Raw genomic sequence first — 26,354 nt, forward strand, 5'->3', positions numbered from 1 at the left:
ACCACCATGCTCAGCCACCCCACCGACGACAAACTGCGCGCCCTCAAGCTGACCGGCATGCTCAAGGCCCTTCAGGAACAGCGCCTTAGCGAGACCGCCGATGCCTTGAGCTTCGAGGAGCGCCTCGGCCTGCTGGTCGACCGCGAGCAGACCGAGCGCGACAGCCGCCGGCTCACCACTCGCCTGCGCACGGCCCGGCTGCGTCAGAGCGCCTGCATCGAGGACCTCGACTGGAGGGCACCCCGGGGACTCGACCGCGACCTCGTGCTGGCGCTGGCCGGCGGTCGCTACCTCGCCAAGGGCCACAACATTCTCATCACCGGCCCCACCGGCGTCGGCAAGAGCTACCTCGCCTGCGCCTTGGCTCACAAGGCCTGCCGCCTCGGCTGCAAGACCCTCTACCTGCGCCTGCCCCGCTTCCTGGAGGAACTGGCCCTCGCGCGGGCCGACGGCCGCTACCCCAAGATGATGGATAGAGTCGCCAAGACTCAACTGCTCGTCCTCGACGATTGGGGGCTCGCCCCCATGACCGCCGCCGGTTGCCGCGATCTGCTCGAAATCCTCGAGGACCGCCACAATCTGCGTTCGACCCTGATCACCAGCCAGCTTCCGGTCGAAGCCTGGCACGACTACCTCGGGGATCCGACGGTCGCCGACGCCATCCTCGACCGCCTCATCCACAACGCCTACCGGCTCACCTTGAAAGGAGAATCGATGCGCAAACGGCGATCCCAGCTTGACCCGATCGGCAACTTGGCGTAAGACAAAAACTCCAGCGTCGCTACGCTCCGATCACTGGCAACTTTGCCTTGGAACGAGTGGCAACTTTGCGCTGGAACGGCTGGCAACTTTCATCGGAATCCGCAGGACATCAACCAGACCGCGCGGGAAGTCCGCGTGGTCGGTTACAGGGCCGACGGCAAAACCTACTGGGTGGCCACTGACCGCTTTGACTTGAGCGCCGAGCAGATCGCCCTGATTTACAAGCTGCGCTGGACGATCGAGTCCTTTTTCGGGTGGTGGAAGCGCCACCTCAAGGTTTACCACCTCATCGCGCGCAGCCCCTACGGCTTGCTGATGCAGATTCTCTCTGGATTGATTACCTATCTGCTGCTGGCCATGTATTGCCATGAGGAGCATGGTGAGAGGGTCAGCATCCGGCGGGTGCGCGAGTTCCGCAACAAAATCCGAAACGAAGCCGCCGAAGATGCGGTGGCTGACGGCTTAACGTCTCCCGGCTTCATTGATTGGGGATTAAGCGCTTGTGCAACTTCTTAACCGGACACTGCTGATGAGAAGTCGTTCTATGTCGAATATGTTTGAACAATCCATTTCTATCCAGGGGCCCCCGACGCTTGTATGGGGGGGGGCAGAGGGGACGTCCCTTTTTATTTTTCTAATTGAGGTGCGCATTGATCGGAATTTCGCGGGGACAGGCCCGGAACTCCTCTTCCGTAACAGATAGTTGCAACCATATTTTGTCACACAGAATCAAGGTCTCATGCCGAACCTCCTTCCCAAGCTCTTCCGCCTTAAAATCGACCGCTTCCATAGCGCCGTCCCGCACAAACCCCTTCTGAGTCCGGGGGATACCTCACTTAATTACGACGGTTGCGCTCCCTGGTAAATGACCGGCTGTGATGACAGCGGCCTCTGGTCCCTCCGCGTTGAATACACCAACCTCGTCACCACCACTTCGTCAAAGCCGGGGGGGGCAGAGGGGACGTCCCTTTTTATTTTTCTTTTTATTTTTCTAATTGAGGTGCGCATTGATCGGAATTTCGCGGGGACAGGCCCGGAACTCCTCTTCCGTAACAGATAGTTGCAACCATATTTTGTCACACAGAATCAAGGTCTCATGCCGAACCTCCTTCCCAAGCTCTTCCGCCTTAAAATCGACCGCTTCCATAGCGCCGTCCCGCACAAACCCCTTCTGAGTTCGGGGGAAGCCTCACTTAATTTCGACGGCTGCGCTCACGGGTAAATGACCGGCTGTGATGACAGCGACCTCTGGTCCCTCCGCGTTGAATACACCAACCTCGTCACCACCACTTCGTCAAAGCCGGAGAATCTACTCATCTGCTCGCCCGCGCGAAAGACAGAAAGATCACCCTCCCCAGGAATGAAGTTTCCCGCTGGCATTTCAGGTGGTTGGCTGATATAGTCAATTTCCATGGAGACGCGCACCGAGGAATGGCTCCGCCAGTCGGATTATGATCTTGAGACCGCCGAAATCATGTACCAAAGCGGGCGGCAGATCTATGCCGTCTTCATGTGCCATCTGGCCATCGAAAAAGCCCTCAAGGGCCTCCTCTACGATCGACTCCGCGAGATTCCGCCGAAGAGCCACAGCTTGGTGCTGCTGATGACGAAGCTGGAGGAACGGCCTCCCGAATATCTGGGCAAAGTGATCGTCAAGCTCAGCGAAGCAAGCATACCAACCCGGTATCCTGATGATCTTGCCAAAGTGCAGCGGGATTATTCAGCCGACGTGGTTCGAGAGCTCCTGGATCGCAGCAGGGAGGTAGTCGTATGGATAAAAAAGCAGTTGTCACCATAGTTGAGCAGTTCACCCGTGAACTGCAGGCACGCGGCATCCAGCCGCAGCAGGTGATTCTCTACGGCTCCCAAGCTGCCGGCACGGCAACCGAGGCCAGCGATATCGATGTGGTGGTCGTATCGGAGAGCTTTGCCGGGAAGAGTTACTGGGAGCGAATCGAAATCCTGACCGATGCCATCTATGCGGTCTATGCACCGATCGAAGCGGTCGCCATGACGCCGAAGGAGTGGCAGGCGGGTGATTCCATGATCGTCGATTTCGCCGGCAAAGGGGAGGTTCTGTATGCCGCGTAAAGAACCCCCAGCGGGACGTTCCTGATGTGTCACAGGGGTTTGCGAGATGGTATAAGGACATGTCTGTAGGGCTTGGAAAGTTGGAAAATTCTGCTGAGTTTAAAACCTTCCAGGCCCTACTGCCCCCCTGACCCTATTTCCCCATTCTTTGGAATTATCTGCTTAAATTTCCGACAATTTTGGTTATAGTTGAATCATGCCCTGGCACTCGTCGCCGGTGCCGGGGCTTTTTTCATACTCAGATGCACGATTTCGCCGCGGAGGGAGAAAGGTCACACCCCATGGCGCAAATCCTCCACCTGCACTGCCGATACTGCGGCGAGCGGTTAAAGAACCGCTCCCAACCCTACTGTCCCGCCTGCAACCTCTACCTCTGCTACCGGGCCATGCCGATTCTGCTTGGCATGGTGCTGACCGGCCACCTCGCCCCCGACCTGGCCAACGTCGCCTGGGCCCTGGAGAAAATCCCCTCGGGCTACGACGACGACAACGCCCTGATCATGGAATAGACCAGTGGCTATCGGGTGCCCCATTTAAAGGCGCCGGTCAATAGGATAAAAATTTTTCTGGCTTGGAAAGTTGGAAAGTCCTCGTATTTTTCTAATATTCAAAGACCCGACTGCCCTACCTTTGATCGCAGGAACGGCTTGTCCTGGATGCGGAGGTCAATTGGGTCGTACCTTGAAGATTTGAAGATCATCAGGAAGTTCACCTTCAAGGCTTTGACCCAACTGCCCACGGAAGCTTGCGTGTTTCCCCGCCCCCATCCCGGGCAAGCTCAGGGAAGTGTTGGCGGAGGGGTGAGCGGGGGATCATCGAGGAAGCTCTTCAGGGCCTCATAACCGGGCCGGTTCATCTCGTGCAGGACAATCAGGCTGGCGTTGGCCGCCGCTTTGACCGCCATCGGCACGCCGCCGCCGTATTCGCCGCAGTGGCCGCCGAGCAGCAGGCGCTTAACCGGCGTCTGGTGATGGGCGACCCCGGCGCGGATGTTGCGGCCGGTCGGTTTGACACCGGAAAAACTGCCGCGGGCGTTGCCGGTGTAGCGCCAGTAGGTGATCGGCGTGGCCAGCTCCATCACCTCGATATGTTGCCGCAAACCCGGGGCGAAGGCGGCTTCGACCCGTTCAAGCAAGGTGGCGGCAAATTCCTGCTTGAGTGCCCGGTAGGCCGGGCCACGGACCAGCCCTGGTTCCGTTCGCCAGAAATTCTCGTAACCAAAATCGGCACTGCAGTGAATGGTCAGGGTCCCTTTCCCCGGCGGCGCCAGGGAGGGGTCGCGATGGGAGGGGGCAAGGACGACGAGGCTGCAGCGCTGCGGGTCGCCGCTGTTATGCTCGGCCCGCGTCGCATCGCTGCGCATCAGATGCAGGGCCTCTTCGCCGAAACCGAGTGCCGCCGGAGGGCAATCGAGGCCAAGAAAAATGCTGAAGCTGGAGGGGTAGAGGTCGGCCTGCTGCAACGCCTGCTGCAACCGTTGGGGAATCGTCCCTTCCGGCAGCATCCGCTGGTAAAGATGGAGGCTGTCGCAGGCGGCGATGACGTAACGGGCTTTCACTGCCATGCCATCGGCAAGACGCACCCCCGCCGCTGCACCCTGGTCATCGAGCAGAACCTTCTCCACCCTGCGATTGAGCAGCACTTCCGATCCCGCCCCCTCGATCCGCTCGCACAGCCAGGTGGCAATCGCCTGGCTCCCTCCCGGCGGACAGCCCTGGAAGTTGCCGGAAAAAGCCCAGCCAATCGAAACCATCACCGCCATGAGCGAATCATGGCCGGCGAACAGGTCGGCGCCGCCGCTGGCTCCGAAGTAACGCTGCAGCCCCTTTTCGACCGGGGTGCGCAGGTAGCGCAGGATGGGGAGAGACCAGCCGAGCATCTGCAGCCCCCGCAGCGCCCGGTCGACGCCGCTCAGGGTGGCGCCGCCGACGGTGCGGGTGTCGAGCCGTTCCAGACGGCGGCCGAGGCGTTCGCCATCCCGGAACAGGGCACGGATACCACGCTCCGCGCCGGGAAAATCGCGCACCAGCTCGCCGCAGAGCTGGCGCGGATCGCTGGTCAGAAGATAGTCGAAGTGGTCGCTCTTGAAGCGCTGGATACGGTGCAGAGGGGGACACTCGGGGGGGGATGCGCCGAGATGACCGAAGATGGTGCGGACAAAGCCGTTGGGACCGCACTGGTTGAGCCATTCGATGGAACTGCTGAAACGGAAGCCGCGGCGGTCAAAGCCGGCGAGGTAGCCGCCGACCTGGGACTCTGCTTCGAAAACGACCACCCGCAGACCGCTGCGGGCGAGCAGGGCCGCGGCCGTCAATCCACCGACACCGGCGCCGATTACGGCGACATCCATCTTTTCCGGCAGCGGGTCCGTCGATCCTGACATGGCGGCACCTTGGGCTCTGAGGTGATATTTTTACCCGGCAACAGTAGTGGCGGGCGGGGGTAGTTGTCAATCGAATCCGGCACCACCGGCAAGTTCCGGTGCGACTTCTTCCTTCTTGAACTGCCGAGAGCAGCTGTCTATACTCGGATAACCGGCCGCCGGCCGCGCTTTCATCCCGGGAGGAACCGTGCCGATCCCCACCCCGAGCCAGCAAGTGACCGACAAGGAGCGCGACATCACGCGCCTGAGCGCCTTTGTCGAACCGCTCTTCCATGAAATGGGCAAGCAGATCGTCGGCCAGCGCGAGCTGGTCGAGGCCTTGCTGATCGGCCTGCTCAGCTCCGGCCATGTTCTCATCGAGGGTCTTCCCGGCCTCGCCAAGACCCGCACCGTAAAGACCCTGGCCAGCGCCCTCGCCCTCGATTCCGGGCGCATCCAGTTCACTCCCGATCTCCTCCCGTCGGACCTGCTCGGGGCGCCCGTTTACCATCCCGGCAGTGGCGCTTTCAGCGTGCGCCGCGGTCCGATTTTCACCCACCTCCTCCTCGCCGACGAAATCAACCGTGCCCCGGCCAAGGTCCAGTCGGCGCTGCTGGAGGCGATGGAAGAGCAGCAGGTGACTATCGGCGACGAATCGCTCCCCCTCCCCGAGCCGTTCCTGGTTCTCGCGACCCAGAACCCTCTCGACCACGAAGGAACCTACCCCCTCCCCGAGGCGCAGCTCGACCGCTTCATGCTCAAGGCCCTGGTCGGCTACCCGAGCCGCCGCGAAGAGGAAGAGATCCTCGCCACCATCGAGGAGGCGTCCTGCCGCCCGGTGCTGCCGGTCCTCGCCGCGGCCGAGCTGGCGGCGGCCCGTGCGGCAGTACGTGAGATCTTCCTGGCGCCTTCGCTGCGAGGTTACATTCTCGACCTGGTCGCCGCGACCCGGAACCCGGCCACCAGCGGCCTCGCCGAACTGGCGCCGTTCCTCGAGCATGGCGTCTCTCCCCGCGGCGCCATTTTCCTCGCCCGCGCGGCCCGCGCTCACGCTTTTCTCGCGCACCGTTCCTATGTCGTTCCCGACGATATCCTGAAGGTCCTGCCGCTGGTCTTCCGCCATCGCCTGGTGCTCTCCTTCCAGGCCGTCGCCGAAGGGGTCGATGCCGACCAGCTGCTGGAACGGGTCGCCTGCCACATCCCGCCGCCCTGAGGTTCGATGACCACTCCCGCCGATCTGCGCGCCCTGGTCCGGCGCCTGGAGCTGCACTCCCGCCGCCTGCTCGACACGCCGCTGGCCGGTGATTATCGCAGCCGGATGCGCGGCCGCGGGATGGAATTCGCCGCTCTGCGCCCCTACGAGGCCGGCGACGACCCGCGCGCCATCGACCCCTTCGCCTCGGCCCGCAGCGGTCGTTTGCACGTCCGCCTGCAGCAGGAAGAGCGGGCACGGGAAATTGTGCTGCTGGCCGACCTCTCCCAATCCTGTACTCCCGCCAAACGGGAGCTGTTGACCGAAACCGTGGCCCTGCTCGGAGCGGTCGCCGTCAACCACCGGGACCGGGTCGGTTTGATCGCCTTCTCCGACCGCATCGAACTGCTGGTTCCAGCTAGCGGCGGCTGGCCGCACCTGCGCCGGCTGCTCGCTGAGCTGCTCGCCTGCCGACCAGCCGGGAGCGGCACCGACCTCGCCCTCCCCTTTGCCACCGCCGCCCGGCTGCAACGGCGTAGCAGCCTCTGTTTCGTTCTCTCCGACTTCCACGCCCCCTGGCCAGCCACGGCCATCGACCGTTGCCACCTCCGTCACGACCTTTTGGCCCTGGTCCTGCGCGACCCCCGCGAGCGCGACTGGCCGGCGGGTGGCATACTCCGGGTCGGTGACGCCGAAGCGGGCCGGCACGGGCTGCTCGACCTGCACAGTCGCCAGCGCCGGGGCATCGTCACTGCCTGGCAGGAATGCGACCGCACCCTGGCGGCCCGATTCAGCCAGCGTGCCATCGACCATGTTTTTCTGCAGAGCGGCACCCCCCCATTGGCGGCCCTGCGCGAGCTCTTCCAGCGCCGGAGGCGAACATGAAGCGGTTCTGCCTCCTCGGTCTTGGCTGGCTCCTCCTCACCGCGGCAGGACCTACTCCGCAACTCAATCCACCCCGGCCCCGGCTCGGTGAGCCCTTCGTCGCCAGCTACCCTCTCCCGGAACCGGGTCTGAGGCTGACGGGGCTACCGGCGCTCCCCCCCCTCGAACTCCTCGCCCCGCCCCACACCAAGGATGGCGAACTGCGCCTCTACCTGGTGGCGATGCGACCCGGCCCGGTGCGAATTCCCACGCTGCTGCTCGAAAGTCAAACCGGCACCCGGGTCGAGACAGCAGCCGTCGAACTCCAGGTCGCCAGCGGCCTGGCCAGCGACAGCGCGATCGCGCCTTTCAAATCCTTGCCCTCCCCGCCGCCAGCCCCGGCAAGTCGCTGGTGGCCCCTGTGCTTCCTGCTCCTCCTCGCCGGTAGCCTGGCGCTGCCGCTCCTGCGCCGGCGGTTGCGGCGCCCGCAAACCGGGCCCCCCGGCGATGCCGAGGAGCTGCTTCTCACCCGGCTGCAGCGGCAACTCGAGGCTGCGCCCGGCGAGGAGGACCCTGCCTGGCGGCAATTGCACGAGGAACTGCTACGGTTGCGTTTTGCCCCAGGTCCCCGTCCGCCGCAAGCGGTCGCGCACCTCGCCGAAAAAATAGCGCTGCAGACCGGGGGGGCAGCGCCATGAATTTCGCTTTCGAACAACCGGCCTTGCTCTGGGCCCTCCCCCTCGCCCTGCTGCCGCTCCTGCCGCGCCGGGTGCGGACCGTGCCGATCTCCACGCTGGATCACCTGGCCGCCGCCGGCCGCAGCTGGCGGACCCGGCTGGCGGCGCTGGAACCGGTGGTGGCGCTGGCAACTCTGCTGCTGCTCATCCTCGCCCTTGCCGGGCCGGTTGCGTTCACGGAGAACCAGCGGGTGATCCGCCGCGGCATCGACCTGATGCTCGTCCTCGACATTTCGGCGAGCATGGGGGCCGCCGACATCCCGCCGGACCGGCTCAGCGTCGCCCGCGCTGCCGCCGCCGAATTCATCGCCGGCAGAAGCAACGACCGGGTCGGCGTCGTCCTCTTCGCCGGCATCCCCTACCTGCTGGCACCGCCGACCCTGGAGCGGGCGCCGCTGTTGGCTCGTCTCGCCGCCATCGAGCCCGATCGCCAGGGGAGCGGCACCGCCGTTGGCGACGCCCTCGCCGCTGCGGCGGCACGGCTGGCCGGCTCGGATGCGGCCAGCCGCGCCGTGATCCTGCTGACCGACGGCAGCAACAACCGCGGCCACCTGACCCCCGTGGCGGCGGCCCGGGCCGCGGCGGCCCTCGGCATCCGCATCTACAGCATCGGCTACGGAACCAGCAGCGGCGCCCCCGTCCCCCTCGCCAGTCCGGCCCCGCTGTTGCGGGAGAGCCTTCATCCCGAACCGCTGCGCGAGATTGCCCGCCTTACCGGCGGCCGTTATTTCCCGGCGAGCGACGCGTCGACGCTGCGGGAAGTCTACCGCCAGATCGACGCCCTCGAGACCAGCCCGCTGGAGACCAGGGTAGAACGGCGCGCCACCCCCCTGGCGCCGGCGCTGGCCCTTGCCGCCGCCCTGCTGCTGGGGCTCGAACTCCTCCTCTGGCGCTGCTGGCTGCGGAGGGTGCCATGACAGGGCTGCTGCTCCTTCTGATTGCGGCCCTGCTGCTGTTGGCGGAACGACGCAGTCGCCGGCTGCTGCGCTATTGCCGGTTGCAACCCCGTACCCTGCCACGGCTGGCCGGGGATGCCTGCGCCCTGGTCGCTCTCGGTCTGCTCCTGTTCAGCAGCAGCAAGGTTCCGCAGGGGGAAACAAGAACTGCCGATCTGGCGATCGCCATCGCGGTCGATGTCTCGGCCAGCATGACCGCCACCGATCTCCTCCCCTCGCGCCTCGACCGGGCCCGGGCCGAGATCGCGGCCCTGCTGACGGCCCTTCCCGGCGCACGCTTCGCCCTGCTCCCCTTTGCCGGCGAAGCGGTCCTGCAGGTGCCACTGACCAGCGATACCCGCGCCCTCGGCTTCTTCCTTTCGGGGCTGGACAGCAGCACCGTCAGCGCTCCCGGATCGGCGCCCCAGGAAGCTCTGCTAGCAGCCCGCCAGGCCCTGGCCGATGCCGGCGGCGTTCGGGCGATCGTTCTCTTCAGCGACTTCGAGCGCACTCACCCCGAGCCGCCCCCTCCCCTGCCCCGGGACCTCCCTGTCTACCTGGTCCCCCTCGCGACGACGACCGGCGCCACCGTTCCCGGGCACAGCTTGCGCGGAAAACCGGCCACCAGTCGCCTCGATCGACCGGGTCTGGTCGAATTTGCCCGGGATTGCGCCGCCAGCATTGTCGAGTTGCCCGGGACCGGCCTGGCCGCGGAGGGTCTGGCCGCCCGCCTGCGACCATTGGGGTCATCCCCGGGCTCCGCCCCCCCGGTCCCCTGGCTGGTTCTCGCCCTGGCGTTGCTGCTGGCCCGCCAGCTTCCCGGTCTCCCGGGCTGGCGACCGCAAGCTGCCGCCGGCCTCCTCGCCCTGCTGGTTTTCGCCGCCTGCTCCCCGGCCCAGGAAGAACCACCGGGTCGCGACGATTTTTCCCGCGGCGTGAGCGCGGCCGCCGCCAGGGACTATCCGGGGGCGGCTGCAGCCTTTGCCGCCGCTGCAGCGAGCCTGGAGGGAGAGGAGCGGGGAATCGCTCTCTATAACAGCGGCAGTGCACTGCTGCAGGGCGGTCAGGCGCCGGCGGCGCTCCCGCTCCTGGAGGAGGCGCTGCTCCTCCTCCCCGGCGACGCCGAGGTCCGTCGCAACTTCGCCCTGGCGCTGCGGGAGGCCGGCGACCAGGCCGGCGCCGGGGTCGGCGAGGAAATGCCATCCCGCCCCGACCATGGCGCTGACGGTTTTTCTGCCGAGCAGGCCCTGCAACTGCTGGAAGCGGTCCGCCCCGCCCCCGGGGCGCCGCCGACCGCCACCGGCAGGGTCTTCGAACGCCGCCCGGAAAAGGACTGGTGATGGCGCGCCTGCTCTTTTGCCTGTTGCTCCTGGTCCTTGGTGCGGCTCCGGTTCCCGGGAGTGCGAGCACCGAATCCCCCCGGGTCCGCTTGCTCGCCTCCAATCCGCTCCCCTATCTCGGTGAGGAGCTGATCCTGACCCTGGAGTTTGCGTACCAGCAGCGCCCCCCGGGAAACCTCACGCTGGTCTGGCCACTCCTCGACCGCTTTGCCATCGAAGAGCTCCCGCCTAGCCGGCCGCGACGGGTCGCGGTGGCGGGAGAAGCCGCCGAAATCATCGAAAGCCAGCGCCTGCTGCTGCGTCCCCTGGCTGCGGGACCGGTGCTGCTGCAAGGGGGCGGGGTACGTCTGGCGGATGGCCGCCTGCTGGCCGCCCCGGACCTCCCCTTGCGGGTCCGCCCCCTCCCCGGCGCCGGTCGCCCACCCGGCTTCCGAAGCCCCCCCGGTGCGATCGACCTTACCCTCGAAGCGGCCGGCGCCGGGCTGCGCGAAATCAGCATCTCGCTGCGGGGGAACGCCTGGCTGCAGGGGTTCGCGGTGCCGACCGCCACTCCGCCCCGGGGCGGACGGTTGATCCCCCTCGGCGAGGAAATGGCCGGGGTCCCGGGGGGACCGCGGAGCCGCACCTTCCGCTACCTTTACGATCCGGGCGCCGATCCCCGGGCCCTGCCCTCGGTCGACCTGACCATTTTCGACCCCGGCCACAGCCAATACCGGCAACTGCACGCCGGCCGCCAAAATAGCGGAAGGAGCTTCCCCGTTATTCCTGTCGCCCTCAGCCTCCTGATCCTCTTCGGCCTGGCCCGTCACCAGCTGCGCCGCCGCCGCAGCCTCGCGACCCTGTTGCGCCAGCTCCTCGGTCGCTCACCGCAAGGACTGACCAGCGCAAGGATCCGGCAGGAGCTGGCCGCCCGCGGCGCGGCTCCGGCAACGGTCGCGCTGTGGGAAGCCTGGCGCAGGGCCGAGGACGAGGAGCGCTTTGCACCAACCCCGTGCGGCGACAAGGCACGGCGCCTTAGGTTGCGCTCCCTTCTGCGCCGGGCGCTCGCAAATGACATTGACAAACGCCGGGGGTTCCCTTACCTTCAACAGGTTCGAAACCGTGAAATTCCCACCCAAGAGGTCATGCGCTGATGTCGTTGCCACGCCTTTCGCTCCTGCTGTTGCTCCTCTTTCTCGCCGCCTGCAGTTCGACCATCGTTCCGCCACCCAAGTCTGCCGCCACCTATTTCCAGGAGGGGGAGAACTACTTCGACAAGGGACTCTATGACGAAGCGGTTACGGCCTGGGAAAAAGTCCGTGACAGCTACTATTCCCCGGAACTCAATGTGCTGGCCGAGATGAAAATCGCCGAGGCCTACTACCTCGGCGAACGCTACGTCGAGGCGGCGACCGCCTACGAGGATTTTCTCAAGCAGCACCCGGACCATGAACGGACCGAGGAAGCCATCTACCGGCTCGGCATGTCCTACTATCACCAGATTCTCTCCGCCGATCGCGATCAGACGGCAACCCGTAATGCCCTGGTGACCTTCGAAACCTTCCTCAAGCGCTTCCCCAAATCGAACCGCAGCGAGGAGGTCGCCGTCTTTGCCAGCCGCTGCCGTGACCGCCTCGCCGAACACGAGCTCTACGTCGGGCGGTTTTACCTGCGCACCGGTCATCCGGAGGCGACCATCGGCAGACTGCAAGCCCTGCTCAAGGATTACCCCAACTTCATCGGCCGCGACTCGGCCTGGTTTTTTCTCGGCAAGGCCTACCTGGAGACTGGCAAGCGGGACCAGGCGGTCATCGCATTCAATACCCTTTACCGCGATTTTCCGGAGAGCGAATATATCCTTCAGGCGCAGAAATACGTGGAAAAGAAATTCTGAGAAACTTCCAACCAGGAGCTTGCGGCGGCCCCTGAATGGAACCCAAATTTCCGAAATTTTTCTTTTGTTTTCAAATATTTGCTACTCTTGTGGGCCACCCTGCCCGGCACCCTTTTTTGCTTGACTTGATGTTTACGGCATTATATAAAAGTCGTCACTGTTATAACGGAATTCTATTCAACCAGACGAGGACTTCCCTTTCCCCACCCGTTCTCGTTTGCCACAATCCACAGAGGGCAAAACTTTCCATTGAATTAAAGTGACTTACAGCAAAACAAGGTTCAGCTGAAAAGTGCTTGACCTTGTTTTACTTTTTTACCCCCCGTTTCGGGACGCACCCATTTCGTGCGCCACCGACATATTACAGTAGGAGGAGAGAGATGGCCGATTACGGTACCCTGAAAGATCGCGTTCGCTGCAAGTCCCTGCTCAACAAGGTGATGACCCCCGAGGAGACGGTCCCCTTCTTCAAGTCCGGCATGAACCTCGGCTGGTCCGGCTTCACCCCCGCCGGGTACCCCAAGGTGGTGCCCATCGCCCTGGCCGACCACGTCGAGAAGAACAACCTGCAGGGGAAGATGAAGTTCAATCTCTTCATCGGCGCCTCGGTTGGCGCCGAGACCGAAGACCGCTGGGCAACCCTCGACATGATCGACCGCCGCTGGCCCTACCAGACCGGCAAGAACATCGCCAAGGGGATCAACGAGGGGCGCATCCGCATGGGTGACAAGCACCTCTCCCTCTTTGCCCAGGATCTCGGCTACGGCTTCTACACCAAGGACTCCCCTACCGGAAAGCTCGACCTCGCCATCATCGAAGTCTCGGCGATCACCGAAGACGGCGGCCTGGTGCCGACCAGCTCCTGCGGCGTCATTCCGGAAATCCTGATGGTCTGCGACAAGGTCATCGTCGAGGTCAACACCGGACAGCCCTCCTTCGAAGGGATCCATGACCTGGTTTCCTGCAACAACCCGCCGAATCGCCAGATCCTCGGCATCACCAAGGCCGGCGAGCGCATCGGCTCCACCTCGATCCCCTGCGACCCGAGCAAGATCATCGCCGTCGTCGAATCGAAGCTGCGCGACAAGGGGCGCGCCTTCACCGACATGGATGCGACCTCGGAAGCGATCGCCGCCAACATCATCGACTTCTTCTCCAACGAAGTGAAGGCCGGGCGCCTGCCGAAAAACCTGCTGCCGCTGCAGTCGGGCGTCGGCTCCATCGCCAACGCCGTCGTCGGCGGCCTCGCCAAGGGTCCCTTCTACAACCTCAGCGTCTACACCGAGGTGCTGCAGGACACCATGCTCGACCTCTTCGACTCCGGTCGTCTCGACAGCGCTTCCTCCTGCTCCCTCTCCCTCTCCGAGAACCCGGGCTTTCCGCGCTTCTTCGAGAACTGGGACAAGTACTTCAGCAAGATCACCCTGCGCCCCCTGTCGATCTCCAACGCGCCGGAGCCGATCCGCCGTCTCGGGTGTATCGCCATGAACACCCCGGTCGAGATCGACATGTACGCCCACGCCAACTCGACCCTGGTCGGCGGCACCCGCATGATCAACGGCCTCGGCGGTTCGGGCGACTTTTTGCGCAACGGCTTCCTGAAGATCATGCACACCCCGTCGAGCCGTCCGAGCAAAACCGACCCGACCGGCATCTCCTGCGTCGTGCCGCACTGCTCGCACATCGACCATACCGAGCATGACCTCGACTGCGTCGTCACAGAGCAGGGTCTCGCCGATTGCCGCGGTCTGGCACCGAAGGATCGCGCCAAGCTGATCATCGAGAAGTGCGCGCACCCGGACTACAAGGACCAGCTCAACGAGTACCTGGCGATTGCCAGCAAGGATTGCCTCTCCCGTGGCGTCGGCCACGAGCCGCAGCTGTGGGACCGCGCCTTCAAGATGCACCTCAATCTCGAGCGCAACGGCACCATGAAGCTGAAAAACTGGGACGTCAAAGTCGATCTCTGCGAATAGTTCGACTGCACCACTTCATCATCCAGACAAAATACCCCCCGGGAAACCGGGGGGTATTTTGTCTGGATTTCAAATCAGAGCGGACCGGGTTTCTCCTTGACTCCAATCCGCTTTCGTCCTTAAATAGCCACTTGTAACGGCGTGGTGTTGTTCACGCTGAGCAGAGCCAACCCAAGGGAACCCGGAGGTCAGGCACCCCACAACGACCCAACCGGAGGGGACTGCACAAGAGAGGAGATGCCCCAGCCAGGAAGGACGCGGGCAGGCCCATGGAGGTGGGGCGCACATTCAAACGGCCGGAGCAGTGTTTTTTTTGCTAGGGCACCCCAATTCTGTTCTTGCTTCCACGATCACTCACCCGCCGCGACCCTGCATCCGAAACAGCTTCACGACCGCCATCCACCCGCCACCTACATTAGATGAGAATGAACGCCTTAAAGCATTTGACATTGCTGTTTGTTGAAGACCAGAATTTGCTGCGCCATGCCCTGGCAGACCTTCTGGCGCCCCATTTCGGCAAGCTGCTTCTGGCGGCTAACGGCCGCGAGGCCCTGGAGATTTTTCAGCGGGAAAACCCGGACCTGGTGCTGACCGACATCATCATGCCGGAAATGGATGGCATCACGCTGACCGAAGAACTCAGCCAACTCAGTCCTGAAACCCCCGTCATTTTCTACAGCGCCTTCTCCGATGTTCCTAATCTGCTGCGCGGGATCGAACTGGGCGTGGCAGGCTTTGTACCCAAACCCTGCGATGACGAAAAGCTGCTGACCACCCTTCAAAAAGCAGCCCTGCCAATACTGCAGAAACGGCAGCTGTCCGAACTCAAAGAAGATTTGCAGCTGTCGCTAGAACAGATGCTCGGCAAAGGGTCAAAGCTGAAAGCCATCGCCGCGCAGGTCCGCCGCATCGCCCGCAGCCATTACGCCGTCCTCATCCAGGGGGAAACCGGAACCGGGAAATCGCTACTGGCCTCGATGATTCACAATCTCAGCTCGCGTTCCGACAAACCCTTCGTTACCGTACAATTGGGGGCCATTCCCGAGTCCCTGGTCGCTGCTGAACTTTTCGGCCATGAAAAGGGTGCCTTCACCGGCGCTGAGAAAAAACGCGAGGGCCGCATCAACGCCGCCCAAGGGGGGACGCTCTTTCTCGATGATATCGATGCGGCCCCGCCGGCGATACAAGCCATGCTGCTTCAGCTGGTTGAGGAAAAAAGCTATCACCCCCTCGGCAGCGCCCACAAAGCCCACGCCGACATCCGCATCATTGTTGCCAGCAACAAGGACCTGGCAGCCGCAGCCGCGGCCGGGACTTTCCGCCAGGATCTTTATTACCGCCTTGCGACCTTCATGATCGAGATGCCCCCCTTGCGCGCCATTCCTGAGGATATCCCCGTGCTGGCATCAAAGTTCCTGATTGAGGCATGTCACGAAATCGGCAGAACCCCGCCGGAGTTTTCCGACGATGCCATGACCGCCTTGCGCGAACATCCCTGGCCGGGGAATATCCGGGAGCTGCGCAACGTCATCAAGAATGCTGCTGTCATGGCGGACGACCTGATCTCCTGCGCCATCTTGCAGGGGATTTCGACCAAGCCCGATCCGGGCGTCAAGCCGGCTGCGGTGCAGGAGAAAGGCCTCGACGCCTTCCCCGAAGGACTCCCACTTAAGATGGCGGAAGTGGAAAAGTGGGCGCTGAAGCGGGCCCTGGCGGCGGCCAATGGGAAAAAGATGGTGGCCGCGCAACTTCTGGACATGAATTACTACACCTTCCGGCGTCGCCTGGCACGTTACGGCATTGATGAGGAAGCTGAAAGTTGATCTGTTCGGGTATCCATGGACCCCAGGGCCAGAAACTAACCCTATAGAGTTTTCGTTCAGCCTTTTGCAAAAAGAGGAAATTGATTGTTCCCTGGAACGGCTTTCCCGGGCGATACCGCAGAAGGGGGCCTGCTATTTCCAGCTCTCGCCGCATCTAATGCTGTCCTGATAATTCCAAACGATTTCTGCGCGACACCAGCACAATGCATGGGTGAATTTCATGTAATTTTGGCGACTTGGACGAAAGTACACGCAACAGCCGGCACGGGCTCTCTCACCTTTCATTGACACCCCCTACCTGGGGTGCCATACTTTCCACCACCTTCCCCCTTCCCTTACCGTGAGTTCCGCATGCTCGAAGCGCTACGCAGTGTGCTGCTGGCCGAAAGTAACCAGCAGGACCGCGAAGAACTTGCCGGCATGATCCGCAAGGAGATCGACTGCGTCGTCTACGAAGCGGACAATTCGGCCGAGGCGCTTAACATTCTCGCCAATGAAACCGTCTGCGTCCTTGTCATCGGCATTCTCCCCCCGGACCAGGATGAGACGAACCTCCTGAAAACCGTGCTCAGGCAGTATTCCCAAGTGCTTGTCATTCCGGTGGTTCCCCTGGGAAACCAGGAGGCCATCGTCGCGGCGCTCAAGGTTGGCTGCTTTACCTACCTAAATCATCCTTACCACTTCACCGAGGGGGTCATTGCCGTCGCCAGGGCCCTCTACTTCTACGATCTGCTGATTCACCAGGAAAAGCGCGGCCCAAAAATCCGTAAAACCGACGGCTTCTACGGTATGATCGGAGACTCGCCAAAAATGCACGTTGTCTACCAACTGATCGAAAAGGTTGCCGAGGACGGGCTCAGCACTGTCCTGATCCAGGGGGAAAGCGGCACCGGCAAGGAGTTGGTGGCACGAGCGATCCACGCTCATAGCCGGCGCCGATTGAAAAATTTTGTCCCTGTCAATTGCGCCGCCATCCCCGAGGATCTTTTGGAGAGCGAGCTCTTCGGCCACCACAAAGGAGCCTTTACCGGCGCGATTCAATCGAAAATCGGGCGAATCCAGTATGCAGAAGGAGGCACTCTCTTTCTCGACGAAATTGGCGACATGTCCCCCTCCCTGCAGGCCAAGTTGCTGCGGGTGGTGCAGGAGAAATCGTTCGTCCCAATCGGCGGTCTGGAACAGGTGCCGGTCGATGTACGCATCATCGCAGCCACCCATCGCGACCTGGAAGCAATGGTCGCGGATGGAGACTTTCGCGAGGATCTCTTCTACCGACTGAGCGTCGTCCCCCTTTCGCTCCCGCCCTTGCGCGAACGCCGGGAGGACATTCCCCTGCTGGTGGAAAAATTCGTCCAGATATTTAATCGGAATCGTCCGAACCGCTTGCAAGAAATCAAACCTGCGGCCCTCGCGGCGCTGGTCGAATATCCCTGGCCGGGAAATGTCCGCGAGTTGGAAAATCTGGTTCAGCGCCTGGTCGTGCTGCATGGAGGGCGATCTATCGGCGTTGCCGAGCTTCCCGACAAGTACTCCCCGTCCCGGCAATCAGACTCCCCGCCCAATACGCAGACAACGACAGCGGTTCTGGCCCACCCCTTCGGTCCCGAGGGAGTCGATTTTGACGCCTTGGTCCAGGACTTCGAGGACCGCCTTATCCTGCACGCCCTCCAGCTCAGCAATGGCAACAAGAAAGAGGCGGCGCGGTTGCTCCGGTTGAACCGGACGACCCTGCTGGCCAAGATGAACAAAAAAGGGTTGCGGTAAACCTGAATCCGTTGGGGGGTGCGGGATTTCAATCGTGGAGACTTGACGACAAGTCATTGCGTGCAGCGAATGCCAGAGGATAGCGAACGCGTTTAACACAATCACCTTCCTGCTCGACCTCCTTCAGGGTGCCCTGAAAATGGGCTGAAAAGTCAGCCGGAAGTGAACGAGCCCCCCAGGTATCTATTTTGAGTATCCAAAATGGATACCTATACACTTTTTACTCCCCCCCCCTGAACCCTCCAACCACCTGGAATCAGGTCATAGCAATGCTGGCACGCTGTATGCTATATACCAATGCACAGGCAACTAAAGGCCGTAAAAAATTAAATCGCAAAAACAGGCCTTTAGCTTGGCGGATTGAATTTTTGGGTATTGACTTTCTCCTGACACTATGCGATGCTCCGCTAATTATAACCAATTTAGTCTCCGATACTGGCAAAGCCGGAGAAATCCGGTGACGCAAAGCCACGGGTCCTCGGTCATCGAAAGATGGCACGGATCGCCGGGTTGCCGAAGAGACGGGTGACGCAAGTTCCCGTTACTTCTGCGCGCCCGTCTTCGGCAACAGCTGAAGACGGGCGCTTTTTGTTTAGCCCATATACGCCTGAATCGACAGGCTCAAACAGGGATCATCCCACAAACCACAGAATGGAGGAACACATGAAAACGATGAAACTGGCAGCATTGGCTCTGGCCCTCACCGGGATTTTCGCGGCGGGGAATGCAATGGCGGCAAGCCAGAACGCTACCGTTGACGTTAGCGCGACGGTTTTGGCAACCTGCAAGGTCAACAGCGGCGGCGCTCTGGATTTCGGCACCCTCGATCCGGTCAACGACACTGGCACCAAGAGCGCCACGGCCACCAGCCCTTCGATCACCTGCACCAGTGGCGCCTCCTTCACCGTGGGCGACAACAGCGACACCTACCTGCTCACCGACGGCACCAACAGCTTCTCCTACAGCATGACCTTCCCGGCTAGCGGCTCCGGCACCGGTACTGCCCAGGCCCTTGCCATCACGGGTTCGGTTGCCGCTACCGATTACGCTTCGGCGCCGGCCGGCGCCTACACCGACACCGTTACCCTTACCATTACCTATTGATCATGGCTCTTCCAGGCCCGGCGGCTGTCGCAACAGTCGCCGGGCTTAGGAAAACCTCCCGTCTTCGACGAAAGGCGGATCGAAGGACAGGCAACTGCAAATTGATATGAGATTTTCACAAATGGTGACGCTGCGACTCAAAAAACTGCTGCTCTTTGGCCTCGCGACAGCGCTGCTGTTTGCTCCCGGCAGCCTTGCCTGGGCTGCCCCCGTCACCGTCGCCATCTCCGCTACCATCCTCTCCAAAAGCAACTGCCAGTTCCAAACGACCAACGCCGCCCTGAACTTCGGCACCCTTGACCCCACCAACCCGGTGAACAAAACGGTCAACGCCATCCCTCCCGTCACTTACACCTGCCGCGGCAGTGCGCCCGTGGCGACTTTTCTTATCAGCGACGACGACGGTCTCTACGAACTCGGGCCTAACGGCAACCGGATGCGGCACGCCACCGCCCTGACTGCCTTTTTGCCCTATAGCCTGTCCCTGAGCCCGGCAACCGGCAGTGTCGCCAAAAACACTACCCAGACACTGACCGTCACCGGCACCATTTTGGGAACAGACTACCAGACCGCTATTGCCGGGAGCTATTCGGACCAGGTAACCCTGACCATCACCCCGTAGCGATGTGGTGAAACTCAGCAATTAAAAACCCACGAAACAATTGCAAAAGCAGGCCGGATGGGGTAGATTCGCCAGCATGAAACCAAGCTTCCTCGACCATGTCCGCTCCGGCAAGCCCCAACTCTGCATCATCCTGGGGATGGTCCTGTTGTTTGTCTCGCAGGCCTTCTGTGGGGAGTGGCGGGTCATTCCCATCCGCCTCGATTTCGACCAGAGAACCCGCAGCGGCGTAATCACCGTCACGAACGACGGCGAGCAGAAAATCAGCTTCGATATCAGTGCCCTGGCCTGGACTCAGGACGCCGAAGGTAAGGACCAGTACGCGGCTACCGATGAGGTGATTTTCTTCCCCAAGCTCCTCACCATCGGCGCCCATGAAGAGCGGGTCATCCGGGTCGGCATCAAAGCGCCCGCCATCCTCCAGGAGAAGACATATCGTCTCTTCATCCGCGAGCAGGCGGCACCCCAAGATGCCAAAGGGTCAACCGTCGCTATCGCAATTCAATTCGCGGTGCCCATCTTCTCTGCACCGGCGAAAACCATTGCCGAAGGGAAGATCGTCGACAAAGGGATCGTTAATGGCCTGGCCACGATCTTACTGAAAAATACCGGGAACGTTCATTTTCGTGTCACGGATGTAGCGCTCTCCGGCAAAGACGTTTCTGGTGACGAATTATTTTCCAAGGATCTTCCCGGCTGGTATCTTTTGCCCGGAACCTCCCACAGCTACGCGGCCCCAATTCCCAAGCAGGACTGTGAACGGCTCCGGAATCTCGACATCCTCTTGACAACCGACAAGTTCCAACTCACCGACAGGATCGATGTCGATTCAGCCATGTGTACCGCGAATTAAGAATAATGGGCGCCACTGGCTCCCCTGCATCGCCCTGACCCTGCTGGCCAGCCTCACGCTCGGTCTGTTTTTTCCCTCCTCCTCGCTCGCCGACCAGACCATCATTGTTTCGCTGACCCTGAATCAACAGATCAAGGGTGATATTTTCGTCATTTTTCGGGATGACGGGGACTTCCTTGTCAGGGCTGCCGATCTTCACGACGCCGGATTCCGCAGTCTCCCGGGGGTAAAACTGTTGGTGGATGGGGACACCTACGTTTCCCTGAAATCCCTGGCGGAAGTGACATATCATTTCGATCAAGCCACCCTTACGCTCGGAGTCACTGCCCCACCAGAACTTTTACCCAGGACGGCAATCGACCTCAGCCCCGCCCGGCGCACTGACATTCTTTATCCCCACGACAACAGTATCTTTCTCAACTATGGCCTCGATTATTCGGCTGGCGGCAACAACCTGGCCTTCAGCGGGATGTCCGTTAGCAACGAACTTGGCGTGCGTTACAACGACCTGCTGCTGATCAACGACTCCCAGTACTCCGAAACCCCCGACAATTCCAACTTCGTCCGACTCAATACCAACCTGACCTGGGACGACCACGCCACGTTGCGGCGGATGGTGGGCGGCGACTTCTACGCAACCTCCGGGAACCTCGGCAGCAGGGTGCAGCTGGGTGGCCTGAGCATCTCCAAGCAATACAGTATCGATCCATACTTCATCCGCTATCCGCTGTTCGATTTCAGCGGCCTGGTGTCACTCCCCTCGACCGTCGACCTCTACGTGAATGGCATCCGGGTCCACTCCGAGCACTTCGCGCCCGGGGCATTCGAACTGCGCAATTTTCAAGGGATCGGCGGAGCACAGAATGTGGAGGTGGTGATCCGCGACGCGTTGGGACGCGAGCAGCGAATCGCCGCTCCTTTCTATTTCACCAGCCAACTGCTGCGTCGTGGCCTGAATGAATACAGCTACAACCTGGGCTTCATGCGTCAGGAATTCGGGCAGGTGAGCAACCACTACGCGGATTTGGTTTTCAGCGGTTTTCACCGCTACGGCGTGACGGACCGTCTCAGTCTGGGGCTGCGTGGCGAAGCAAAGAACGGCCTGTTGAACCTGGGGGGCGAATCGGCCCTGACTGTGGGTGGGTTTGGGCTTTTGCATTTTGAAGTCGCCGGAAGCACGGGTGAGGGGAATTCGGGCAGCGCAGGACTGATCAGCTACGAGTACCAAAGCCCGCGGGTTCGAATCCATTTGTCCCTGCAAAAGTTTTCCGGGGGCTACAGGACGCTCGATGACACCGAAAGCGGATCCCGGCGCGAGTTGAATCTGCGGGCGGGCATCGTCTATTCGACGCAACAATTCGGCTCCTTCGGCGTCGATTTTTCCCGTGCAACGGTTTTCAACGGCACTGACCAACAGGTGACTAACTTTTCCTGGTCGCGGTTGTTGTGGCGCAATGTTTATGTCCTCGCCTCCATGCGTCAGGTCCGCGATCCCCGTACTTCCTACGAAGCGGCCCTTAACCTTTCCTGGTATTTCGATAAGGGCTATTCCTTCACAAGCTCGGTGCAGCACGAAAACGGAAGAAGCAGTCAGGTTATCGAGGCCCGCAACACCATCCCGCTCGGTGAAGGTAGCGGCTGGGACCTCCGTGGCGAGCATTCGGGGGATTCCTATTTACTGAATGCCACCGCCCAACACAACGCCCGCTATGCCAGCCTGCGCGGCGATTTCACTTTGGACGACAGTGCCGCAGCTACCACCAAGGACTTGCGACTCTCACTTTATGGGGCCCTCGTTCACATAGGCGATACCTTCGCCCCGACCCGCCCGGTAAGAGACAGTTTTTCCCTCGTCAGTGTCGGAGAAGCCGAAGGGGTCAGGGTCTACACTAACGGCCAGTTGGCAGGGCGAACCAACATCCATGGTAAAGCTGTCATCCCCGATCTAACCTCTTATTACGATAACCAGGTTGCAATCGAAGACACGGACATCCCTATCGACTACCTGATGCCGCGTGTACGCCTCTTCGTTTCCCCCCCCCTGCGCAGCGGCTCCTGCCTCAACTTTCCCCTGCGCCGCTATCAGGCCTTCACCGGCACCCTGCTGCGGGATGAAGCCAGCGGCGAGCCATTGGCCAACGCGGAGTTGATTCTTGCCGCACCGGACGGCCCGGTCGATTTCTGGACCGGGGGAGACGGCGAATTCTATTTCGACAGCCAGATGGCGACGGTCGATAGCAACCGCTACCAGGGGTGCGATGCTCTGGAGCAGGGCCCCGGCGAATTTCTCCCCGCCGGCAGCTACGGGGTCACGGTCAAACTGGAGAATGAAACCTATCAGGCCCAGGTGACCATCCCGACCAGCACCGGCGAAACCGTTGACCTTGGGAAGCTGGTCTGCCGCAGGATCGCTTTGGGAAAACCTGTCGCGGTGGGGCCTGCCACTTTGGCGCCTCCAATCAACGTGAGCCCAACTCCACCATCAGGAGCACCGCCTGCCGTCGAGGCGGAAAACATCCTTGAGAAAGAACCACTCCCGCCGTCACCAGTGACACCAGAAGTGCGTCCGGAGCCGATTCCCGACCGGGTCGTCCTCCAATTTCCTTTTGATCGTTCCCGCCCCTTCCCGCAGGAGTGGGAAAAGCTGCAGCCCATGGTTCGATATTTGCAATCTCATTCGGGAATGAAGCTGGAAATCGTTGGTTATACCTGCAGCCGGGGAACCGAGGCTTACAATCTCAGGCTCGGCCGGCGGCGCGCCGAATCTGTTCGCGACTATCTGTTCAACGCGGGTGTCGAAGCAGGGCAAATCTTGCGCGTCGTCAGCCGTGGGGAGGCAAACCCCCTCTGCTCCGAATCCACCCCAGGTTGCCAGATTCGAAACCGTCGGGTGGTGATGACGGTGGTAGCCGGGGAGGAATAGTGTTAGGTTTAACGGGCGTACGATAACGTTTCGGAGGTCAGGACATGATGCGCATACTTTTCATTACCCTGGGACTGTTTTTGACGTTGCTGAGCGCTGCGCCCGAAGCTCTCGCCTTTAAATGTAATGTCATGGCCACCGGGCTCAATTTCGGCAGCTACGATGTGTTCGACAATGTCGCCAAGGATACCACCGGCGCCATAACCGTCACCTGCAATGCCCCGGAACAAAATCCCAACGCCCCGCTCCCGGTCACGGTTTCCCTCAGCCCCGGCAATTCCGGGACCTTCGCGCAACGCCAGCTTCGGGGGACGGGGAACACCCCGCTCGTTTACAATCTCTTTACCAATGCGGCTTGTTCCACCATCTGGGGCGACGGCTCCGGTTCATCGAGCATCATCAGCGGCAATGTAACCAGAACTTCACCCTTGACGGCAACGATCTACGGCAGAATCCCCCCCCGCCAGAACGTTGCCGCCGGTAGTTACAGCGACCTCATCACGGTAACCATTCAGTGGTAACGTCTATGGCCTCTCCCCGGGAGGAAAAGTGTCAAATTATTGATTCCGCGTCAAAATTACAACCACCCTGTAGCAGCCAACGAACTGCTCTAGGATTCGTATCCCCGTATATTATCAGCAAGTTACCAGCTCCCCGCCGGGACTGACGATCCAACCTTCCCCAATCCTTCGATCCTTCCCTGCCAAGTTATTGACTCTCCATATTTTTTCTTCCCTGTTTTCAACAACTTGAGGCTTGGCACAACAATCGCAGCTTATACTGATCAAGAGCCCTGCAAGGTTCATGGATCCAGGAAAGGCAAAACGAAAACGACCAGCCTTTCCCCGATCACCGTAAAAGGGCTGCACACTTCAGCGACAACGGCAAACCCGGAGAAATCCGGCGACGCAAAGCCACGGGTCCTCGTCAACCTGAACATTGGTGCAGGTGGAACGGATAGCCGGGTTACCGAAGGGAGTGACAATCATGAAACTTCTCGTCACTGTAATTCTGGCACTTGCCATCCTCAGCCCCTGGGCCGCGACGGTACAGGCGTCCTCCAGCAGCAGCGCCATCGTACAGGTCCAGGCCGTTATCCGCCCCTGGATCAAGTTCTCGGCCAATCAGCCTATGACCAGCTACGAAGTGACCAGTGAAGACATCCGTCGCGGCTACATTGATTTGCCCCAGGCCCTGACCTTCAGTGTTCAGACCAACATCCGCGATGCCATCCGCTTCGAAATCAGCAGCGGTGGTCCGGAACAGATCCTGGTCAAAGATGGTCAATCCGCCCTGTCGGAGGCTGTCCATGTTGTCGGCACCCTGCCATCGGTTGCAGTGACACGTAACCTCGACATGCGTGTCGTCCTTGCCGAAGGAACCCAGGAAGGGACCTACCCACTGATGATCGCCATGGCGCCGATCGCCTACTGATCGACCACATCGCCCAGCCGAAAGAAAGAGAGCGCCATCCTGTGCGGGACGGCGCTCTCTTTCTTTCGTTCTTTCGGCTGCAGAAATCTTTTTCAGAGACTCCCGGCCTTCTTGCTCAGATAGCTGGCGACACCTTCGGCGTTCGGCTTCATCCCCTCATCCCCCTTGTTCCATCCCGCCGGGCAGACCTCCCCGTACTTCTCGGTGAACTGCAGGGCGTCGACCATGCGCAGCATCTCGTCAACGTTACGACCAAGGGGGAGATCGTTGACGACCTGGTGACGAACGATCCCCTTCTCATCGATGAGGAAGGAGCCGCGATAGGCAACCCCGGCATCACCGAACTCGACATCGTAAGCGCGGCAGATCTCGTGCTTGACGTCGGCGACCAGCGGGTACTTGACGGCGCCGATACCGCCATCCTCGACCGGCGTATTGCGCCAGGCGACGTGGGTGAACTGGGAATCGATGGAGCAGCCGATAACCTGCACGCCACGTTCCTCGAATTCCTGGATCCGGCGGCTGAAAGCAATCAGCTCGGTGGGGCAGACAAAGGTGAAGTCAAGGGGATAGAAGAAGAGGACGATGTATTTGCCGTGGTAATCGGCGAGGGAGAAATCCCCCTTGATGGTACCATCGGGCAGGACCGCTGCAGCCGTGAACTCGGGGGCTTTCTTGCCAACCAGAACGCTCATTGTACTACTCCTTTCAGGGGGTTGAATCGGTTGTCAGTGTTCAAATTGGCACCAGTTTACCGATTGCTCCGGAGGTGTCAAGGAATTACTGACCGTTTTTGTCTTTTTTTATCCGGCTGCGCGGATGGGCGTCGTCGTAGACCCGGGCGAGGTGCTCGATGCTGACCTGAGTGTACTTCTGGGTGGTGGAAAGGGAGGCGTGGCCGAGCAGTTCCTGGATCGCGCGCAAGTCGGCGCCGCCCCCGAGCAGGTGGGTGGCAAAAGAGTGGCGCAGGGAATGGGGGGTCGCCTCCTTGAGGATGCCGGCCTGCAGCAGCCGGACCTTGAGATTGCGCTGGACGCTGCGGGGGGTGAGCCGGCCGCCGCGGTGGTTGATGAAGAGGGGCGCATCGAGGGGCGCCGGGCCGCGGGCATCGAGATAGTCACGCAGCGCCTCCCGCGCCTTGCGACCAACCGGGACGATCCGCTCCTTGCGCCCCTTGCCGACGACCCGGACCAGGCCGGCCGCAAGATCGAGCCCCTGGATGTCGAGCCCGGTCAGTTCGCTCACGCGCAGGCCGCAGGAATAGAGGGTCTCGACGATCGCGCGGTCGCGCAGACCGAGGAGGTGGTCACCGCCGTCCCGTTCCATCAGGGCGAAGGCCTCGTCGACGGAGAGGGTTTTGGGCAGATACTTCTCCGCCCTCGGCGTCCCGACCAGTTCGCCGGGGTTGACCTCGAGGAGACCTTCGCGAACCAGGTAGCGGAAGAAGGTGCGCAGCGCCGCCAGTTTCCGGCCGATAGTCGAGCGCTTGCAACTGCGGTGCAGCAGGGCCAGGTAACGGCGCAGGACGATCTGATCGACGCGCCGCAACAGCGCGGCGTCCACTTCTTCCCATTTCAGCTCGTGATGTAGAAAGGCATTGAACCCGAGCAGGTCGCGGCGATAGGCATCGAGGGTATGGGGTGAGACGTTCCGTTCGACGCTCAGGTGCTGGGTAAAGCGTTCCAACAGGCGGTCCACA

23 protein-coding genes, 1 pseudogene and 2 riboswitches are annotated in these 26,354 nt (G+C 61.4%); of the genes and pseudogenes, 21 read left to right on the forward strand and 3 right to left on the reverse strand.

Annotation, left to right across the window (positions count from 1 at the left end):
- Positions 1–6 precede the first annotated feature (6 nt).
- From istB to DBW_RS12195, 5 genes and pseudogenes are all read left to right on the forward strand, one after another.
- Positions 7–762, forward strand: coding sequence for an IS21-like element helper ATPase IstB (istB, locus tag DBW_RS12170; protein WP_066723645.1), 756 nt, complete (start codon positions 7–9; stop codon positions 760–762).
- 108 nt (positions 763–870) lie between these two features.
- A pseudogene (locus DBW_RS12175) lies at positions 871–1,278 on the forward strand (transposase); the annotation flags it as partial.
- A gap of 895 nt (positions 1,279–2,173) precedes the next feature.
- Entirely contained in the window at positions 2,174–2,560 is a 387-nt protein-coding gene (locus DBW_RS12185) for a HEPN domain-containing protein (RefSeq protein ID WP_066727779.1), read from the forward strand.
- Positions 2,533–2,853, forward strand: coding sequence for a nucleotidyltransferase domain-containing protein (locus DBW_RS12190; RefSeq protein ID WP_066727780.1), 321 nt, complete (start codon positions 2,533–2,535; stop codon positions 2,851–2,853). Before DBW_RS12185 ends, DBW_RS12190 begins: the two co-directional genes overlap by 28 nt.
- Before the next feature lie 281 nt (positions 2,854–3,134).
- The gene (locus DBW_RS12195; protein ID WP_066727781.1) at positions 3,135–3,362 is read left to right on the forward strand and encodes a hypothetical protein; all 228 of its coding nucleotides are present in this window, start codon (positions 3,135–3,137) and stop codon (positions 3,360–3,362) included.
- Between the two features lie 269 nt (positions 3,363–3,631).
- Here the strand turns inward: DBW_RS12195 and DBW_RS12200 are convergent, their stop codons facing one another.
- Positions 3,632–5,236, reverse strand: coding sequence for a phytoene desaturase family protein (locus DBW_RS12200; protein ID WP_066727782.1), 1,605 nt, complete (start codon positions 5,234–5,236; stop codon positions 3,632–3,634).
- A 187-nt stretch (positions 5,237–5,423) separates the two neighbouring features.
- Between DBW_RS12200 and DBW_RS12205 the strand changes: the two genes are divergently transcribed.
- The 16 genes from DBW_RS12205 to DBW_RS12280 all read left to right on the forward strand — a co-directional run bounded on the left by DBW_RS12205 (position 5,424) and on the right by DBW_RS12280 (position 24,655).
- Positions 5,424–6,428, forward strand: coding sequence for an AAA family ATPase (locus DBW_RS12205; protein WP_231875332.1), 1,005 nt, complete (start codon positions 5,424–5,426; stop codon positions 6,426–6,428).
- A 6-nt stretch (positions 6,429–6,434) separates the two neighbouring features.
- On the forward strand, positions 6,435–7,292 hold the full coding sequence (locus DBW_RS12210) for a DUF58 domain-containing protein (RefSeq protein WP_066727783.1): 858 nt from the start codon (positions 6,435–6,437) through the stop codon (positions 7,290–7,292).
- A complete protein-coding gene (locus tag DBW_RS12215; protein ID WP_066727784.1) occupies positions 7,289–7,969 on the forward strand; it encodes a hypothetical protein in 681 nt (226 codons plus the stop codon). Before DBW_RS12210 ends, DBW_RS12215 begins: the two co-directional genes overlap by 4 nt.
- Positions 7,966–8,925, forward strand: coding sequence for a VWA domain-containing protein (locus DBW_RS12220; protein WP_066727785.1), 960 nt, complete (start codon positions 7,966–7,968; stop codon positions 8,923–8,925). Before DBW_RS12215 ends, DBW_RS12220 begins: the two co-directional genes overlap by 4 nt.
- Positions 8,922–10,283, forward strand: a complete 1,362-nt coding sequence (locus DBW_RS19105; protein WP_066727786.1) for a vWA domain-containing protein — start codon at positions 8,922–8,924, stop codon at positions 10,281–10,283. The genes DBW_RS12220 and DBW_RS19105 overlap by 4 nt, the downstream gene beginning before the upstream one ends.
- Entirely contained in the window at positions 10,280–11,416 is a 1,137-nt protein-coding gene (locus DBW_RS12230; RefSeq protein ID WP_157471885.1) for a hypothetical protein, read from the forward strand. The genes DBW_RS19105 and DBW_RS12230 overlap by 4 nt, the downstream gene beginning before the upstream one ends.
- Positions 11,416–12,156, forward strand: a complete 741-nt coding sequence (locus tag DBW_RS12235) for an outer membrane protein assembly factor BamD (protein ID WP_066727788.1) — start codon at positions 11,416–11,418, stop codon at positions 12,154–12,156. Before DBW_RS12230 ends, DBW_RS12235 begins: the two co-directional genes overlap by 1 nt.
- A 380-nt stretch (positions 12,157–12,536) precedes the next feature.
- Positions 12,537–14,132, forward strand: coding sequence for an acetyl-CoA hydrolase/transferase C-terminal domain-containing protein (locus tag DBW_RS12240; RefSeq protein WP_066727789.1), 1,596 nt, complete (start codon positions 12,537–12,539; stop codon positions 14,130–14,132).
- A gap of 449 nt (positions 14,133–14,581) precedes the next feature.
- Positions 14,582–15,955: a sigma-54-dependent transcriptional regulator gene (locus DBW_RS12245; RefSeq protein ID WP_066727790.1), complete on the forward strand. Its 1,374-nt coding sequence runs from the start codon at positions 14,582–14,584 to the stop codon at positions 15,953–15,955.
- A gap of 351 nt (positions 15,956–16,306) precedes the next feature.
- Positions 16,307–17,719 (forward strand): sigma-54 dependent transcriptional regulator, encoded by a 1,413-nt coding sequence (locus DBW_RS12250; protein WP_066727791.1) that lies wholly within the window; start codon positions 16,307–16,309, stop codon positions 17,717–17,719.
- Positions 17,720–18,146: 427 nt separating this feature from the next.
- Positions 18,147–18,237: riboswitch (cyclic di-GMP riboswitch) on the forward strand.
- 145 nt (positions 18,238–18,382) lie between these two features.
- Complete coding sequence (locus tag DBW_RS12255) at positions 18,383–18,823, forward strand: spore coat protein U domain-containing protein (protein ID WP_066727792.1); 441 nt, start codon at positions 18,383–18,385, stop codon at positions 18,821–18,823.
- 121 nt (positions 18,824–18,944) lie between these two features.
- The gene (locus DBW_RS12260) at positions 18,945–19,445 is read left to right on the forward strand and encodes a spore coat protein U domain-containing protein (RefSeq protein WP_066727793.1); all 501 of its coding nucleotides are present in this window, start codon (positions 18,945–18,947) and stop codon (positions 19,443–19,445) included.
- Between the two features lie 40 nt (positions 19,446–19,485).
- On the forward strand, positions 19,486–20,298 hold the full coding sequence (locus tag DBW_RS12265) for a fimbrial biogenesis chaperone (protein WP_157471887.1): 813 nt from the start codon (positions 19,486–19,488) through the stop codon (positions 20,296–20,298).
- A complete protein-coding gene (locus DBW_RS12270; RefSeq protein WP_066727795.1) occupies positions 20,267–23,221 on the forward strand; it encodes a fimbria/pilus outer membrane usher protein in 2,955 nt (984 codons plus the stop codon). The genes DBW_RS12265 and DBW_RS12270 overlap by 32 nt, the downstream gene beginning before the upstream one ends.
- A gap of 44 nt (positions 23,222–23,265) precedes the next feature.
- Positions 23,266–23,742 carry a Csu type fimbrial protein gene (locus DBW_RS12275; RefSeq protein WP_066727796.1) on the forward strand — a complete coding sequence of 159 codons (477 nt, stop codon included), beginning with the start codon at positions 23,266–23,268 and terminating at the stop codon, positions 23,740–23,742.
- Between the two features lie 352 nt (positions 23,743–24,094).
- Positions 24,095–24,195: riboswitch (cyclic di-GMP riboswitch) on the forward strand.
- Between the two features lie 13 nt (positions 24,196–24,208).
- A complete protein-coding gene (locus tag DBW_RS12280) occupies positions 24,209–24,655 on the forward strand; it encodes a hypothetical protein (RefSeq protein ID WP_066727797.1) in 447 nt (148 codons plus the stop codon).
- A 92-nt stretch (positions 24,656–24,747) separates the two neighbouring features.
- Here DBW_RS12280 and DBW_RS12285 read toward each other — a convergent pair whose 3' ends face one another.
- Positions 24,748–25,350, reverse strand: coding sequence for a peroxiredoxin (locus DBW_RS12285; protein WP_066727798.1), 603 nt, complete (start codon positions 25,348–25,350; stop codon positions 24,748–24,750).
- Between the two features lie 85 nt (positions 25,351–25,435).
- A complete protein-coding gene (gene xerC, locus DBW_RS12290) occupies positions 25,436–26,353 on the reverse strand; it encodes a tyrosine recombinase XerC (protein WP_066727799.1) in 918 nt (305 codons plus the stop codon).
- Between the last annotated feature and the right edge of the window lies 1 nt (position 26,354).

The organism is Desulfuromonas sp. DDH964 (genome assembly GCF_001611275.1).
Classification (GTDB): Bacteria; Desulfobacterota; Desulfuromonadia; order Desulfuromonadales; family DDH964; genus DDH964.